We start from the raw sequence: 17,994 nt of genomic DNA on the forward strand, positions 1-17,994 counted from the left end.
TTCTAAACCTGATTGAAGTGGTAGCTGCCGGCTTCACGCCGGCACTACAAACGGAAAGCGGGACTGAAAACCTCCAAGAGAAACAGAACCCTTCATTTCCAAAAAAACACAATATCGGTTTAACAATAATTGCAACCAGATTTATAAATTAACCAATAGCCGTAGCATCAATTTCGATCAACATACCGTTTAAAGCCAACCTTTGTACGGGGATAAGCGTATTTACCGGGAATTTCTGATCAGGCCATATTTTATTGGATTCTTCTATCAGGATCTCGTGTTTGGCTTCATCATAATCAACCACCAAAGTAGTTAGTTTTGCAATGTTGGCCATGGTTAAATTTTTGCTTCTTAAAGCTAAAGCAATATTTTCGAAAACAATGCCTATCTGCGTCCTAAAATCATTGCTTAAAATGCCATCTGTTCTGCTACCGCCCTGACCAGCAACAAATACCAGTTGGCTATCAGCCGGAACGGAGGCAAGATGAGAATAACCATGTGGACGGGGATCGTATATGCCAGCGGGATTGGTAATTTCTAAATTAGGTTTTTCCATATCTGTAAAATTTATGATCGCTAAATTATCCGATAGTTTACAGTAAACCGTCGGCAGTTTGCAATAAAAAACCTCCTGATCTTTTAAAATCAGGAGGTCTGGAATTATTTAAAGTAAGCTTAGTTGCCCGTAGCGGTCCAAGTATCGTTATCAGGATTTGAATCTGGCAATACTTTATCCGGATCCAAAATAACCGATTCAATTTCTTCAGTTGTTGGGAAACGAACCAGCCAGCTTGTATTTTTCATCCAAACATCAACCGGAACTTTTACGATCTCTGTTTTGCCGCTTTTGGTTTTAACCTGAAGAATGATCGGCATCGGCATTTTCTCTAAGTTTACCACTTTAATGTTGTAGCCTACCAATTTATCGTCTTTTTTAACGGCTTCAACTGTAGCGATGCCCTGATCCATTTTCCAGCTGTTTAACCACCAGCTTCTCCAGAACCAGGCTAAATCCTCACCCGCTCCGTTTTCCATCGAACGGAAGAAATCGAATGGTGTTGGATGTTTAAATGCCCAGTTTTTAATGTATTGGCGGAAAGCATAATCAAAACGATCCTCACCTAAGATCTGGTTTCTTAAAATGTCTAAGCCCCAGCCTGGTTTGCTATACAGGTTAACACCGATATTTCTTTCGGCCATACCATCAGGCATCTGCATGATGTTTTCGAAAATCGGGTTACCGATCACACTTTTACCAATTTTGTGTAAATCAGCCGGAGGACCAGCGTATTCTCCTTTATTAAAGTTTTTCTTAGAAATACCGTTGATGAAAGTATTAAAACCTTCGTCCATCCAACCGTATTTACGTTCGTTAGACCCCACGATCATCGGGAACCAGGTATGACCAAATTCGTGATCAATTACTCCCCATGCGCCAGCTTTTTTAGCTGTCCAGCCACAGAAAACAATACCAGGATATTCCATACCACCAATATTGGTAGCCACGTTAACAGCCATTGGATATGGATATTCGAACCATTTTGATGAATAATGTTCGATGGTAGATTTCACATATTCTACGCCGCGGCCATAAGAATCAACACCATTACTTTCTACCGGTTGTGCAGAAACAGCCAGACCTGTTTTGCCGCTTGGCAGTTTATACCTTGCTGCATCTAATACAAATGCTTTTGATGAAGCCCAGGCCGCATCGCGTGCATTGGTAATTTTAAATTTCCAGGTTAGTTTATCTTTCGCCGGACGTGATTTTGGATCGGTTACCTCTGCTTCGCTACGGATGTGCACAATAGCATCGCTCAGTTTAGCCGCGTTCCATCTTTTCAACTGCTCTGGTGTAAAAACTTCAGCAGGGTTTAATAATTCTCCCGAACCCATAACGATATGGCTCGCCGGTGCAGTAATGGCAAAGTTGATATCGCCATATTCGCAATAAAACTCACCGCCACCCCAATAAGGCAAAGTATTCCAACCAATTACATCATCATATACACACATGCGTGGAAACCATTGCGCAATGGCAAAAATTTCACCGTTTTTGGTGGTTAAATGTCCGGTTCTGTCCGATCCTTCTTTCGGTACGATGTACGAATAATCCATTTTTATGGTTACCAAATCGCCATTAGGGGCCAAAGGCTGATCTAAACGGATCTGCATACGGGTATCTTCAACTATAGAAGTGAATTTTACCGCACCTGCCTTTTGTGCTACGCTAATGTTCTGGATTTTATACCCCCATCAAATTTTTCGCCTTGTGCGCCATAACGGCTACGCGAAGGGGTAATGGCATAACCACGTGAAGTTTCTTTAAAAGTATTCTGATCTAACTGTAACCATAAATAAGGCAATTTATCGGGACTGTTGTTTTTGTAGGTAATGGTAACTGTTCCACTCACCATGTTCTTGGTTTCATCAAGGTTGGCGGTAATGTTATAATCAACATGGTTTTGCCAGTATTTCGGACCTGGTGCACCAATTGCCGAGCGGAATTCATTTCCGTTTTGGGTATAAAATAGTGGTCCAAAGGCATCAGCAGGATTGTAATTGGTTGCTGGTGCAGGGGTTGTAGCCTGTTGAGCAGATGCTGAAAAAGCAAAAACACAACAAACCAAACCAAAATTAATCAGTTTAGTCAATTTCATGATCATAATAAGGTTGTAATACTGCGGTAAATATAAAAAATAACCACATATAGATTTATATGTGGTTATAATGTTACCAATATTGGTTATAATGTAATCAATATCTGTTAAAAAGACCTAATTAGCCTTTAATTTTGGCAGATCCTGCAATTTTCTTTCCTGTGGACTTAATTTTTTCCATGCTACAAAGGCACGTGAGATGTAAAAAGCATAACGGAATGGTCTTTCAGCCTTAACCGCTTCAATTGAAGGCCTGTAAATGATCATAAAGTTTTTAAGTTCTTCGCCTTCCAGTTTGGTCAGATCGGTTATGGCCTTTGGCGTAAAATTTTCGTCGATTTCATCCTGGTACATTTCCTTTTCTTCTAAATCGGCTTCTTTACGCTGCTGTCTTTTATATTTACCGTAACCTAAATTCAGGTTCAAACCCCCAACCTTATCCTTCATACGCTTACGGTTTAGGTTGCCCCCGGTATTAAGTAGGGTATATTTCTCTGCCAGTGGGTCTTTAGCATCGGTTACCTGGCTGTTCATCCGCACTGCGGAAATATCTACATCTTTTAAACTGTTCGATTTTACAGGAAGATAGATGGTCCTGTTTAGTAGATTAGTTAAATAAAGCGTATCGGTGTGATAGCCTACAGCAGAAAACTCAATCAGATCGCCAATGTTGGCTGCGATGGCATATTTACCTTCTCTGTTGGTACTTGTAGATTTTTTACTGTTCAGGTTTCTGATGGAAACGCCAGGCAGTGAGAGTGTTTTTTTCGAATAATCGAAAACTGTACCCGTAGTTACCGTTTGTGCAAAAACGCCCATAGGTAAGGCAAGCAATAGAAAAATGATCAGTTTGTACATACTCAAAAGTAACTTAGTTCGACATTTAAAATCTGCATTTAACAAACTTTAACATTAGAACAAATGAATCAGGCTAGTGTTTTTAAATAATTGTCATCGTCAAATCCAATTAATATGGCCTTGCTATTTTGTTCAATAATCGGGCGTTTTATGGCGCTGGTATTCTCTTTTAGATAGGCAACGGCCAGTGCCTGATTATCAATTTTTGCCTGCTCCTCTTTAGTAAGTTTTTTCCAGGTTAAACCTTTTCGATTCAGCACGGTTTCCCAGCCAAAAGTATTACACCATTCGTTTAATTTTTCTTCGGTAATGCTCTTTTTCTTAAAATCGTGAAATTCGAAATCTACCTGATGTGCTTTTAACCAATCGAGCGATTTTTTAACTGTGTTGCAATTTGGAATTCCGTAAACGGTCATGTTGAATGAATGAATTTTGAATGAGTGAATGATAAATGGAAAATGTACAATGGACGATGGAAAAACCAATCCCAGCAATCCGTTTCAAAGATAGTAAAAAAGGGAAGATGAAATGGGCCTGTTGATCTTAAAATCCTACAATCCTATAAATCCTATTCGTTCGTCACATTTTTTGCACCATCCATCACATTTTAAATATTCTAGCCGATTCTCTTTGTAAAATTGTATCATTAATTAAAACAAAATGGAAATTCTTTCAGGTAATTCATCTGCTATCAAATCTAAAAATATCAACCAGCTTGAGTTTTGGATTTCTACAACATTATACATTCTTGCATTGATCAGCATTTGCACACAAACCACTTATAGATCTGGCGGGGCTTACCGTTTTTCTGAAAGTTCTGTTGAATACAGCATCATGGCGAATTTCTTTCTTCCTGAAATATTCAAGATCAGTATCATTTACTTCAGTTTTTTGCTTTTCAATTTTGTTTCAATGCCTCAACTGGCAAAGGGCCGTAATGTTACGATGAATCTGATTATGACCATTGCCGTTACTGCATTTTCTATTATTGGATGGATGATAGCCAACACCTATTCGGAAGCTTACCGCCTTGTGGATTATGATGATATGGACCGCGGTTACGACATATTTTTTGGAGAAGCTTTTACCTATATATTTTTTATTTACTTGCTTTTTAACGCTTACGCCTATTTTAACGAGCGTGGCATGGAGCTTTTTAATAAAATTCATTTTTTAAAGAGTTATAATCAGAATATTGTATCAGAGATATTTGTGAGCACAAAAATCTGGCTGATTACGCTCATGATCTTTACTGCGGTACTTTCTATTAAAATAGATTATGAGTTACTGGTGATTTGGATTGTTGTGCCACCGGTAAATATTATTATTGCCTTTTGTGCCATTTATTATATCATTCCAAACCTAAGAAAGGATTTTAAAGGCTTTGGCCGGTATTTTTGGGGAAATGTAGGTATAACAATTATTGTTTCACTTTTGCTCTTAATTGTTCTTATTCCTTTTATGCGCAATGGCGCAGTTGTGCCAATAACCTTAATTTTAAATGCAATCTGCCTAATCTGCATTACCACGCCATCTGCCTGGTACGTTTACAAACATAAATTTGAAAAACTGAGTGAAATCCAAATGCTAAAAACGGAGCTGGGAAAATCGGATGCGAACCTGAATTTCTTAAAATCGCAGATCAATCCACACTTTTTGTTCAATGCTTTAAATACCCTGTTTGGAACGGCTTTACAAGAAAATGCGGAAAGAACGGGTGAAGGCATACAGAAACTGGGCGATATGATGCGTTTTATGCTGCATGAGAATACCCAGGATAAAATTTCATTAACGCGCGAGGTAGAATACCTGAATAATTATATCGATTTACAAAAGCTGCGTACTTCGCGCTCTGCGGATATCAGGATAGATACGCATATTGAAGAACAATTGAATAACCTACAGATTACGCCAATGCTATTGATTCCTTTTATCGAAAATGCATTTAAACATGGGATTAGTTTGCAACAGCCATCGTATATTAAAATTACATTACAGACAAAAGAAAAGACTTTATATTTCGATGTGAGTAACAGCATTTACATCAAGGCCGATAACGATCCCGAAAAATTGAAAAGTGGTATCGGACTCGAAAATGTTAAGCAACGTTTATCATTGCTTTACTACGGAAAACATGAATTGATTATCCGCGAAAGTGCTAACGAGTTTTTTGTTCATTTAACTTTGCAGTTGGATTAGTCCTTCGACTACGCTCAGGATGACATTGCTAAACTGAATGAGAGGAATTGAAATGATACAACTTAACAATCGGTTATTAAATAAGTATATAACAAATAGTATTGTCACGCTGAGCGGAGTCGAAGCGCCCCTAATTGTTTTTAAGGTGCTTGTTTAAACTTATCATGATTTTGCTATATTTATTAGGTTTAAATATCCTTTGACTCCGCTCAAGATGAGATCACTCGTTATTGGAATCGAAGTGCAAAAAATTAAATGAAAACATATACCGTCTATATTTTAAAATGTGCAGATAACTCCTACTACACTGGAGTTACCAACGATATAGATAGAAGACTTTATGAACACGAAAACGCTGTAAACCCAACTTGCTATACCGCTAGAAAAAGACCTTTAATCTTAGTATTTTGCGAACATTTTGAAGACATTAACGAAGCAATAAGTTTTGAAAAACAAATTAAAGGCTGGACTAGAAAAAAGAAAGAGGCTATTATAAATGATAACTGGGATAAACTTAAAGAATTAGCCATTTGCAAAAATATAACCAGCCATACTAATTTTACTAAATCATAGGCTTAGCCTAACACAAATAAATACAAATGATTGCCATTGCTATAGATGATGAACCGATTGCACTTGATATTATAAAATCGCATGCCTCAAAAGTTCCGTTTGTAGAATTGCAGGAAACTTTTACTGATGCTTTTGCAGCCATCACTTACCTTCAGCATAACAAGGTTGACCTGATTTTTCTGGACATTAAAATGCCTGACATTAGTGGGATTGATTTTTTAAAGAGTTTAAGCAAGCCACCCATGGTTATTTTTACTACGGCCTACACGGAACATGCAGTGCAAAGTTTTGAACTTGATGCTGTTGATTATTTGTTAAAACCTTTTTCACTTTCGCGTTTTTTGAAGGCCTGCAATAAGGCACAAGAACTCTTTAACCTGCGTGGCCAGAAGCAGGAAGCCAAAACGGACTACATTTTTGTAAAAGATGGTTATGAACAAATTAAGGTGAATTTAAATGAAATCTGCTATGTGGAAGCCTCGGGAAATTACACGCAGATCCAGCTTAAGGATAAATTACTGAGCTCGCGCATTACCATTAACGATCTGGCTGATTTACTACCAAAAACAGATTTTATCCGCTGCCACCGGGCTTTTATTGTGGCCAAAAACAAAGTATCCAAATTTGACCGCAGCCAAATTTGGATAGGAGATAAAATTATACCCATTGGAGCCACTTATGGTGGAATACAACTTACTTAATACTATTTTAAACCTAAGCAGGTTTTCGAAATCTGCGGGGTATGGAACAGTGATATGAAATGCAGAACCATGGTTAAATAAACCTGATAATAGCGTAAAACCCGAAGGTGAGGCACTAACCAAGTGAAGCGGAGCAGGGGGCAGATAGCATGATGTATAGGGATAATTTCTAACACGGTCTTCATTCTCGCGCATGCGGGAATCTTAATGCACTTGCTATTTCCTTGCCCTTCGCGCAGTCTTGCCTCGGCTCACCGCCGCCGAGGGGGCTCTTTCTTTTGGCTTGGCCCAAAAGAAACAAAAACCCAAGGCTTGCATCCTTTCTTGTAAAAACCTACGGAAATCTTAATTGCGGCAACATCGAGGCTCTTACCCTTGCTTATCCCAACGTTCCCGCTTTGATCCTGACTTAGGTTGTAGGTTATGATGAGGAGGCACAAAGATTTCCGTGCTTTTTCCGGCGAAAATCTGCCAGGCCGGATAGCAGGACTGTTACAACCCAAGTGCGCCGAACCCTGCTTTTCCAAAAAAAAATATTGACCACCTCTAAGTGCATCTAAGTAACATGTAAATTATAAACCTCGCATGTTTTAAAACCTACGAGGTTTGTAAACCATTTATTTGACACTTACCCTTATCCCTGCAGAATGCGTGGTAAACTCTGGCGCATACATGCTTTGCAAACTGGTAATCCCGTTCGAAAAATTGCCTGCATGCGTAACCCTTAACGGATATTCGAACACATAAGTTCCTTTTGGCATGTAACTGATAAAGAAATTGGTTGAAGCATCTTTAGTACTTTCATAATAACCCAAACCATCCTGATATTTATATTGGGAGATCACATTTACGGGTTCGAAACCTGATGAACGCATATCTTTTAAATGGATATATTCCATATCCCTATCGCAGTTAATTTCTATACGCACCTTCAATAAATCGCCTGGTGCCAAAACATTGCTGGTAGTAAGCGGCGTTAACACATCACCTTTATTGCTGGCTTTCTGAATAAATAATTGTTTCTTTATTTTGACCCCGGTATTAGCTGATGTAATTTTATCCAATTGCTCAAAATATTGCCAGTATAGTGCGCCCCATGCTATGGTTTGGTTATTGTTTTTAACCTCTACCCTGCCCATTTCGGGTTTTACATTTGCACCTGCAATGCTTACTTTCTGATAACCGGTTCCGGCCTCTTTTGTAGCATTGGGTTGTTCCAATTCCGCCAATTTCTGACCACCAATGGTGATCTCAGGTTCATTACTTTCGGCTAGTAAATCGGTTCCTCTCATTAATAAGGCATAACAGGCAGCTGTAGTAGCTTTGGTGGTTTTCCAATCGTTGGTTTGTTTATTTTTGAGCAACCAGATTTTCATTTCCTCTACCGCTTTGGTATCATTGGCTACTTCATCAAAAGCTTCAATCAATAAAGCCTGCGTTTCAACGGGACTTTGGTACCACCACCAACCTGCCTTGTTGGTAGCCCAGTACATGCCCAGTTCGTCATTTTGTTGTGCAGTTTGACTTAACAGCGTAATGATTTTTTTCGCCTCTACACTATTGCCGTTTCTGTTGAGCACCAATGCTGCTTGCGCCAACTGATAGGTATCGAAAGTTTTCCAGTTGGATGCCAGTTTTTTGAGGTAAAAATCTTTCGCCTTCACAAAATCGGCACTGGTATTTTTTTGATTGGTATAACTTCTGGCAAACAGGTAATGCAGCGGCAAATAAGCAAAATATTTTCCTTTCACTTCATTTTTATAATCTTGTACCAATGCTGCATCCAGATAAATAATTGCTTTATTGAGCATGGCATTAAATTTAGGATAAGCCTTTTCATCAACCATTTTCAGCTTTTTTAACTGACCCATGCCCAAAACAATGTGTTGGGTAATGTACCTATCTTCCCGCATGCCACTAAACCATGGGAATGCACCGTTATTAAACTGCATTTTTTCTAACTTCTCAAAATTAGCTTTTAACTCATAGGTCATTCTGTTTAAGTCGAAAAGTGTAGCCAAACGTTTTTTACGTTCAGTTTCATTATCTGCATTGCGTACCCAGGGAGTTTCTTCTAATAAAATCGATTTCAATTCCTGGTTTTTCTCCAGGTTCGATAACAATGCTTCGCCATTATTGGTGTTTTTCCATTGTTCAAAAACCGTTTTAATTTTTGGCGATGAATTAATAATTCCCGTTGCAAAACTATTGGCATAAAAGCGGCTAAAAGTTTGCTCGGCACACTCGTAAGGATATTCCATTAAGTAAGGTAATGCCTGCACCGCATACCAAACCGGGTTGGAGGTAAACTCGAAAGTCAAACCCTGGTTACGCATGGTTTTGGAACTGCCCGATTTTTCGAGTTTTTCGAAATCGAATGTTTTGGTGGTGTTGCCACGCACATTTATGGGCATACTTTCGGTTACCAGCATGGCATTTGCTAAAACCGGAATGGTATTTTCTTCACCATCGCTAAATTTGGCACTTTGGGCCAGAACTTTATAGGTAATGGCACTAATGCCTGATGGGATTATTACTGTCCATTTTAAAACAGTATTGCCCTCATCATCCACTTCAAAAGTTTTTTCTGATTTATCATTTGTACCAAAAATCTGGATTGCTTTACCGGTTAAAGCATCGGTAAGTGCTAAACTGGCATTACCCGATAGTTTTTTACCTGCCAGGTTATTGAGTTTAGCGCTTAATAAAATGGTATCTCCTTCTCTGAAAAAACGTGGCGCATTAATGGCAATGGCCAGTTGTTTTTGCGTAACCAGCTCCTTGGTGATGGATGCTGTTCTTAAATCTTTAGTATGTGCAAAACCCATCATTTTATAGCGGGTTAAACTTTGCGGGATGGTAAATTCGATTAAGATCTCGCCTTTGGCATCGGTTAACAACTGCGGATAAAAAAATGCAAGTTCGTTAAAGTTGGTGCGGGGGGTTACGTTTAAGTTCTTAAGCGGTTCAATTTCCTGACGTAGCGTTGTTGACTTATCTTCAGCTGCTATTGGAAAGATCATCGCCTCGGCAGATCTACTGCCATAAATCGCTTCTGTGGCTAAGCCAGGAGTCTTCGCTTTTAAAGCAGCGCCCCTAACCTGCATTACTGCTCCTGTTAAATTTTCCTTTTTTTGCACGCCATAGCCCGTCACAACTACTTCGTTTAAAGCTGTACCATCTTCTTTCAGCGTTACATCAACTCTTTTTTTATTGCCTATTTTTATAGAATAGCGCTTAAAGCCGATAAAAGAAAAATTAAGCGTCTCCCCTACTTTGGCATTAATGGTGTAAATACCAAAAACATTGGTGGTGGTTACTATTTTACCTACGCTAACCTGTACGCCAGGCAGTATTTCGCCCTGAACATCAAACACCACCCCATAAATTAATTTACCATTTTCTAACTCCGCTAGTTTTTTTAACGCTTCCGGAGATATGCCTTTTCGTTTGGCCCTTTGTAAATTGTTGATGTAGTTCCGGTAGCCATAATTGTATCCGCCATAATAGTTATAACCAAACAGATTAAGGTTTTCATAAACCCGGGTAATCAAGCCATAACTCCTATCCTTTCTTAAAAACCATAGGTAACCTGGGTTAGCAACATTATTTACATTGAAATTCCAGTTATAGAAACCATAATTAAAAGTGGTTTGCAGATTGGTATTCCAGTTCATTTGCTTAAGGTTGTCTAAACTTGCATCGTAAAGTGTTGCCACCATTTCGGCCATTTGTTTTTCTCCCTTGTTATTACTGATCTGCAGTTTCCAGCTTTCCTTTTCGCCGGGCTGTAACTTATCGCGAAAGGTTAAAAAGCGGATGTTCAGTTGTTTCTGCGGATCTACAATTTTAACCTCTTGCATGGAGTTGTAAACAGTACCTTGATGTACCATGGTAAACTGTACGGCAAAACCATCTTCATAATTAACTTTTGGTTGTATTTTAACAATGCTTTGTTTCGTCGATAAATTGATCCACACTTTTTCGGCTATGCTATCGCGATAATAAACTTCGTAATAAGCCTTACTGTTTTCTGCCAAACCTGCCAAACGGAATACAGCACTTTCGTTTGGTTTGATCACAGTAACTTCTGGCGTAATCCATTCGAGGTTTGATTGTATTACCGCAGGTACTGCATGATAAATAACCAGGTATTTATCTACTTTAACCGTATCATTCTGTCCATTTACAGCCGTTATGCTGATTTTATAGTAACCTGGATTTAGGTCTTTCTGACTAAAAATTAAGTTTCCACGACCATTTTTGGCACTAAGGTTTTGCTTAAATTCTACTGATTTTACCGGCCATTTGGCTACTTCGAGTTCATTGTTATAGTCATCATCAGGAAAATTTTTAATAAACGCCTCCTTGCTCATGGCATAATTTTCGGCATAAAACGGGCTCTTGTTTGTCAGCCTTGATGGCGCCTGCAATAAACTCCACTCCGCTTTAACATCAGCCTTAATGGTTTCGTTGTTTAAATTGGTAACCGAAAAGGAAATACTATCTGTTTTATTGCTCAAATACACAACCTGCTCTGCGCTTACATTAAGTATTATATCCTTTTTTCCTATATTTACAGCGGTCGTTTTCGAACGGGTTTCGCCATTTAAATCGGTTATATCAGCTATAATTTCGTAGCTATAATTTGCCCTGGTATCTGTAACGTTTGCAAAAAAAGTAATCTCGAATTTACCACCTTCTTTGGTGCTCGTTTTGCCAATGGCTACCTGTTTTCTTTCTGCATACATCCTTGAGCCATAAATGCCACTCCGCTGCTCGTAGCTGAGCCTGTAATCATCCATCACTCTGCGGAAAACTTTATAATTTACCTTCGCGTTGCTCACCGAATAGCCAGAAAAAGAACTGGCCTTGCCCTCTACTTTAATGCTATCATTCAGTTTATAATGTTTGTTGGCTTTATCAAAAAGCACCTCAAAAGTAGGCCGTTTATATTCTTCAACCTGCACAGCAATACGGCCATATTCGGTTTCAATTTCCATCTGACCATTTAATATGCCCATTGGAATGGTAAACGAACCTTGAAATGTGCCGTAATCGTTACTCATTAATTTGGTTGTGCTAATCTCTTTTCCATTGGCATCGTTAAAAGAAATATCAACCGATTTATTTACGGCGATTTTATTTTTTCCATTCAGGATTTCCAAACACAATCCTTTATAATAAATGGTTTGTCCCGGGCGGTAGATTGGTCTGTCGGTAAATAGAATTACACGTTCCTCTTCCTCATCCCTATAACTGTTGTAATTATTAATGTTGATCTGTAATTCATCCTTCCCAAGCTTTAGTAATGCGGCACTCATGCCATCCTGGGTTTCGGTTGTACTGGCATAACCATTCCCATCGGTAGTTAACAATTCACCATCAATATATTTACGGGTATTGTAATCATATCTCCGTTGTCTGATTGTTACGTTTTTTAAGGGCGCACCATTATTCAGCTGACTAACAAAATATTCGTGCTTATCAATATTGCTCCTATTAATAACCGCCATGGCTGTAACCTTAAAATTGATGTTACTATAAACGGTATCGTTCTGCGTGCGATTAATGGTCTGCACAATTAAAGTATAACTGCCAAAAGGCAATGCGTCAATTTTATCAACTAAAGTGTGGATTTGATAATCGTTGGCCTTCGGAACAGCTATCACCCACTGCCTAACCGTTTTATTTTTTCTTAAAAAAGATAGAAAATCGGCCTTATTGTTAAACTGTTCATAGTCATTTTTAAATTCTGGCGAATGGTACAATCTCAGCTGTACGGTATCTGTATTTTTGTAGGATAGATATAATTGGCTTGGTTGATCGGGCTGTGCGAATTCTTTTACCTTAACCGATAAACTACTGCTTTTAATCTCTTCAATTAAATTTTTGGCATTCTCTGCCCCAATGCTTTTAGGGAAAGCATCAATCGCTTTTTCGGCTAAAACAACTGCCGTAATCAGGTTTTGTTTATTGGTATCAACAGGCAATTGTGCATTTTTATGTATAAGCGCCTGCTCGTATAAAATATCGGCAAAAACTTCGCTTTGGGTACTTTGCTCAGCCAACTTACTTAAAGCGTTATAGTACAATTCTTGTTTTTCGCCTGTAAAATGCTGTTGTACAAATTTTAATCTTTTTAAATCCACATCTGCCAGTGCTGAAGAATTACTGTTGCCCTGATGAAATCTGATCAGGTTTTTAAACAGCTGCAAAGCCTGTGCTTTAAATGAAGTGCTATCGGCCGGTATGGTAATGTTTAAAAATGCCTGTCTGTTACCAAACCAATCAGCATTGCTCATGTCGATTAATTCATCATCATATTGTGTAAGGCCTAGTTGTATATTACTTAAAACATCGAGGGCACGGTGGGCCAGCAGGTCGTATAAAGTAGGTCTAAAGCTTCTGTATTTTTTATCCCCGGCTAAAACCGCATCTAAAGTATCTACCTTCGTCTGCTGTAAAACCTGGCTCTCTTTTAACGACAACAAGTAATATTTTACGGTTTCATCATTTAATTTTTTAATGTTCCAGGTTTTAATGTCATCGCCAATATCGCCTTGCACCTGTGTACGCTGATTAATTTGCCACTGGTTTTGTTGTAGATAATTCCAATAAGTTTCGGCTAAAAGCGACTGTAAAATGCTTTTTTCGGGCTGTTTGGCATTGCCAATATCTTTACGCAAATCGATCAAAATCTTATCAAAAGCATTTTCTTCCAGGTAACTCCGAAACACCATCCGGTAAATCACCGATTTAACGAGCAAAGGCGTATTATGCGTTTGACGTGCCTGCTCATTTATTTTTTCAATCAAAGCAAGTGCATCCTTTGGTTTAGTAAGGTTGGCGATAGAATCGACCCTGTAAAAATCGTTGAGCGTATATTTTTGTTGTGCAGAAACATGTAACGACATCAAAATGAGGAGAAAAAATAAGGCGGGGAGGCGTAATGATATATTCATAGGTAGCTTGCGTTTTTACTATAGATGGGCCGAACGCTTAAATTCCATAAGCGATTGATATTTATCTGATTCTTATACGAATCTAAGTATTAATGAACTAAATGTTACAACCAGCAAACATTAAGGTTTTTAACATTCGCGGCATAACATTATCTTTGCCCCATGTCAACACAATTAAAAAATCTATCCGATTTCTCTCATACCACCGTTCCTAGCGGTGCAAACTATAAATTCGGAATTATTGTAGCCGAGTGGAATGCCGAAATTACCGGTGCTTTATACAATGGCGCATTAAAAACCCTGTTAGCAAATGGCGTTGCCGAAGAAAATATTATTTCTTTACCGGTACCCGGAAGTTTTGAATTAACCGGTGGTGCAGAAATTCTGTTGAGCAAAAGAAGCGATATTGATGCGGTAATCTGCTTAGGCTGTGTAATACAGGGCGATACCAAACATTTCGATTTTATTTGCGATGCAGTGGCACAAGGTGTAACCAATGTTGGCATTAAATACAGTAAACCGGTTATTTTTGGGGTGCTAACCACCAATAATTTAGAGCAGGCGCAAGACCGTGCAGGCGGCAAACATGGCAATAAAGGCGATGAAGCTGCAATTACAGCAATTAAAATGGCCGATTTTTCTGCACAGATTTAAACTTGCGTTTTAATAATTATTTGTAACTTAGAAGTTTAAAATTTATCAGATCGATGAAAAAAGTAGCCATCTTATTATTGGCGGTGTTCTGCACCATTACCATTTTAGAATCTTGTTCTTCTAAACTTTGTCCTGCCTATGGATCTTATCCAGAAGGTAAACGAAGAAGAAATTAAGCTTCATATCTACAATCTTCATATTCAGGTCATTTGCAGAACTTTATTCAATTGCAAGTGTTGTCCTGTAAAACAATATTTATCATATCATGACTTGGGTTAACTTAACTTCAATAGAACAACTTGATGAAATCAAAAACGCAAGCGGTTTTAGCCTTATTTTTAAGCACAGCACGCGATGCTCCATTAGTTTAATGGCTAAAAAGAATTTCGAATTTGATTGGGATGTAATTCCGGCAGATACAAAACTTTACTTTTTAGACCTGATCAGTTACCGCGACATTTCGAACAAAATTGCCGAAGTATTTCAGGTAGCCCATCAATCGCCACAGATTTTATTAATTAAAAATGGCGATTGTGTATTGGAAGCCTCGCACAGCGATATTTCTGCCGATGAAGTGGCCGAAGTGATTGCAGCTTAACGATAAAAAAGATTTCAGACAAAGGGTATTCAAGCAATTGGATACCCTTTTTTGTGGTTGATGTTTTTTTTTTAGAAAAGCAATGTACGGTGTGTTATCGGTTGCGGTAGTCCTGCTGTACACTCTAGTCCCGATTGAAAAAAATCGGGAGCTGCCGTTCCCATCAGGTTTATTACCGAAAGGCCTGCGGAGAGATAACACCAAACGTTCCTACGGAACGAAAAACGCCTATTAGTTTATATTACCTATGAGACGTCCCGATGGGACGTATAACAATATACATAACAAACATACCGTTATGTGTGCCGTCCCAGCGGGACGCATCATGGGTAATATTACCTATAAACGTCCCGATGGGACGTATAACAATATACATAACAAACATACCGTTATGTGCCGTCCCAGCGGGACGCATCATGGGTAATATTACCTATAAGACGTCCCGATGGGACGTATAACAATATACATAACAAACATACCGTTATGTGTGCCGTCCCAGCGGGACGCATCATGGGTAATATTACCTATAAACGTCCCGATGGGACGTATAACAATATACATAACAAACATACCGTTATGTGCCGTCCCAGCGGGACGCATCATGGGTAATATTACCTATAAGACGTCCCGATGGGACGTATAACAATATACATAACAAACATACCGTTATGTGTGCCGTCCCAGCGGGACGCATCATGGGTAATATTACCTATAAAACGTCCCGATGGGACGTATAACAATATACATAACAAACATACCGTTACATGCACCGTCCCAGCGAGACGCATCATGGGTAATATTACCTATAAAACGTCCCGATGGGACGTATAACAATATACATAACAAACATACCGTTATGTGTGCCGTCCCAGCGGGACGCATCATGGGTAGCAAAAATAATGTTTTATTATTGGTGTCGTTCCGTAGGAACGTTTCGTGAAACAACAATTATATTGATCAGATTTCGGTCTGCGTCCCCACAGACCGAGGTAACATAAAAAAGGTCCCGATTTACATCGGGACCTTTTAAAATCTATAGTTGTTATAGCTTAAGCTATCACCGTATTTTCTATTTTCAAAACCTTTGAAGTTTTATCTCTGGTTGTTTTACAAAGCTCAGCATCCTGGGCAAGTGATTTGCCATAAGTTGGGATCATCTCTTTAATTTTGGCCTGCCATTCGTCAGTTGCCAAATCTTCAGCGAAACAACGGTTTAATAAATCGAGCATGATCGATACGGCTGTTGAAGCACCCGGAGAAGCGCCTAACAACGCGGCAATAGAACCATCGGCGGCACTAACCACTTCAGTACCAAACTCTAAAATACCACCCTGTTTTTCGTCCTTTTTAATTACCTGAACACGCTGTCCGGCATATTCCAATTCCCAATCTTTAAGTTCGGCAGTTGGTAAATATTCTTTCAGTGCTTCCAACCTGTCTTCTGGCGATTGCCTTACCTGCTCAATTAAGTATTTCGTTAAATCGAGGTTGTGCAATCCGGCAGAAATCATCGGACGGATATTATTAAATTTAATCGACTTCGGTAAATCCAAAAACGATCCATTTTTAAGGAATTTGGTTGAGAAACCAGCATAAGGACCAAACAACAAAGCCTGTTTCCCGTTGATCATCCTCGTATCTAAATGCGGTACCGACATTGGTGGCGCACCAACCGCAGCTTTTCCGTAAACTTTTGCGTGGTGTTTTTTAATGATCTCCTCATTGGTACATTTTAACCATTGTCCGCTTACCGGGAAACCGCCAAAACCTTTTCCTTCAGGAATGTCCGATTTTTCTAACAATGGCAAAGAACCTCCACCTGCGCCGATGAATACAAATTTAGCTACACGTTTACGTTTATCACCACTCTCCAAATCTTTAACCTTTATAATCCAGTTACCATCTTTATTCTTTTTCAGGTCGCGGATTTCGTGGTTAAAATACATGTTCACATTTCTTTGCTCCTTTAAGTTGTTAAACATATCACGGGTTAAGGTCCCGAAGTTAACATCAGTACCAAGATCCATTTTGGTTGCAGCAACTTTTTCGTTTTTCTTACGGCCATCCATAATCAATGGCGCCCAGTTTTTTACCTGCTCAGCATCCTCAGTATATTGCATATCGCTAAACAAATCGCACTGTGTTAATGCGTCGTAGCGTTTTTTAAGATATTCTACGTTCTTTTTCCCCCAAACAAAACTCATGTGAGGAATATTGCGGATAAAATTGCAAGGGTCAGAAACCAATCCTTTATTGACCAGATAAGACCAAAACTGCTTAGATACCTCAAAATGCTCTGCAATCTGCACTGCTTTTTTAATTTCAACTGTACCGTCTTTCTTTTCGGGGGTATAGTTTAATTCACAAAATGCAGAGTGCCCAGTTCCGGCATTATTCCATGCATCAGAACTTTCTGCTGCCGCAATATCCAAACGTTCGTAAATTTCTATACTTAAGTTGGGCTCTAATTGTTTTAATAAAACACCAAGGGTTGCACTCATGATGCCAGCCCCTATTAAAATTACATCAGCGTCAGTTTTACCAACTGTCTTTTTCTTTTTTGTCATCTTACTTTAAAGGAGTTACAAATTTAGAATGATTTTAAACATCCCACGAATTTTAAGCCATTAAATCTTAAAAAAATTGCCTAAAAATTAGAAATATTTCCTTTTTATATAAGCATTTATCAAAGTTTAGTCCAAAGTTTTAAATCAGGAATCCTAATTCTTAAAAAGACATTAAAACAACATTAGGATCGTGTTATCAATCTTTCAAAAACCTATCCT

12 protein-coding genes are annotated in these 17,994 nt (G+C 38.7%); 5 read left to right on the top strand and 7 right to left on the bottom strand.

Features of this window, described 5'->3' with window-relative positions:
- Positions 1-148: 148 nt before the first annotated feature.
- The 5 genes from H9L23_RS18430 to H9L23_RS18445 all read right to left on the bottom strand — a co-directional run bounded on the left by H9L23_RS18430 (position 149) and on the right by H9L23_RS18445 (position 3,934).
- Positions 149-556: a RidA family protein gene (locus H9L23_RS18430; RefSeq protein ID WP_187591729.1), complete on the bottom strand. Its 408-nt coding sequence runs from the start codon at positions 554-556 to the stop codon at positions 149-151.
- Between the two features lie 119 nt (positions 557-675).
- Complete coding sequence (locus H9L23_RS18435; RefSeq protein ID WP_246474733.1) at positions 676-2,175, bottom strand: M1 family metallopeptidase; 1,500 nt, start codon at positions 2,173-2,175, stop codon at positions 676-678.
- A 50-nt stretch (positions 2,176-2,225) separates the two neighbouring features.
- A complete protein-coding gene (locus H9L23_RS26700) occupies positions 2,226-2,660 on the bottom strand; it encodes a hypothetical protein (protein ID WP_246474734.1) in 435 nt (144 codons plus the stop codon).
- 117 nt (positions 2,661-2,777) lie between these two features.
- The gene (locus H9L23_RS18440; protein WP_187591730.1) at positions 2,778-3,518 is read right to left on the bottom strand and encodes a carboxypeptidase-like regulatory domain-containing protein; all 741 of its coding nucleotides are present in this window, start codon (positions 3,516-3,518) and stop codon (positions 2,778-2,780) included.
- Between the two features lie 68 nt (positions 3,519-3,586).
- Positions 3,587-3,934 (bottom strand): Spx/MgsR family RNA polymerase-binding regulatory protein, encoded by a 348-nt coding sequence (locus H9L23_RS18445; RefSeq protein ID WP_187591731.1) that lies wholly within the window; start codon positions 3,932-3,934, stop codon positions 3,587-3,589.
- A gap of 244 nt (positions 3,935-4,178) precedes the next feature.
- On the opposite strand from H9L23_RS18445, the gene H9L23_RS18450 reads away from it, so the two are divergent.
- From H9L23_RS18450 to H9L23_RS18460, 3 genes are all read left to right on the top strand, one after another.
- A complete protein-coding gene (locus H9L23_RS18450) occupies positions 4,179-5,717 on the top strand; it encodes a sensor histidine kinase (RefSeq protein ID WP_223190998.1) in 1,539 nt (512 codons plus the stop codon).
- Positions 5,718-5,972: 255 nt separating this feature from the next.
- The gene (locus H9L23_RS18455; RefSeq protein WP_187591732.1) at positions 5,973-6,290 is read left to right on the top strand and encodes a GIY-YIG nuclease family protein; all 318 of its coding nucleotides are present in this window, start codon (positions 5,973-5,975) and stop codon (positions 6,288-6,290) included.
- 26 nt (positions 6,291-6,316) lie between these two features.
- Positions 6,317-6,991 carry a LytR/AlgR family response regulator transcription factor gene (locus H9L23_RS18460; RefSeq protein WP_187591733.1) on the top strand — a complete coding sequence of 225 codons (675 nt, stop codon included), beginning with the start codon at positions 6,317-6,319 and terminating at the stop codon, positions 6,989-6,991.
- 617 nt (positions 6,992-7,608) lie between these two features.
- Here the strand turns inward: H9L23_RS18460 and H9L23_RS18465 are convergent.
- On the bottom strand, positions 7,609-13,956 hold the full coding sequence (locus tag H9L23_RS18465; protein ID WP_187591734.1) for an alpha-2-macroglobulin family protein: 6,348 nt from the start codon (positions 13,954-13,956) through the stop codon (positions 7,609-7,611).
- A 162-nt stretch (positions 13,957-14,118) separates the two neighbouring features.
- Between H9L23_RS18465 and ribH the strand changes: the two genes are divergently transcribed.
- The gene (gene ribH, locus H9L23_RS18470; protein WP_025145257.1) at positions 14,119-14,610 is read left to right on the top strand and encodes a 6,7-dimethyl-8-ribityllumazine synthase; all 492 of its coding nucleotides are present in this window, start codon (positions 14,119-14,121) and stop codon (positions 14,608-14,610) included.
- A gap of 265 nt (positions 14,611-14,875) precedes the next feature.
- Positions 14,876-15,208, top strand: a complete 333-nt coding sequence (ytxJ, locus tag H9L23_RS18475) for a bacillithiol system redox-active protein YtxJ (RefSeq protein WP_187591735.1) — start codon at positions 14,876-14,878, stop codon at positions 15,206-15,208.
- Between the two features lie 1,049 nt (positions 15,209-16,257).
- On the opposite strand, the gene H9L23_RS18480 is transcribed toward ytxJ, so the two are convergent.
- Positions 16,258-17,775 (bottom strand): malate:quinone oxidoreductase, encoded by a 1,518-nt coding sequence (locus tag H9L23_RS18480; RefSeq protein WP_187591736.1) that lies wholly within the window; start codon positions 17,773-17,775, stop codon positions 16,258-16,260.
- Positions 17,776-17,994: the final 219 nt, after the last annotated feature.

Source organism: Pedobacter roseus, assembly GCF_014395225.1.
GTDB classification, from domain to species: Bacteria; Bacteroidota; Bacteroidia; order Sphingobacteriales; family Sphingobacteriaceae; genus Pedobacter; species Pedobacter roseus.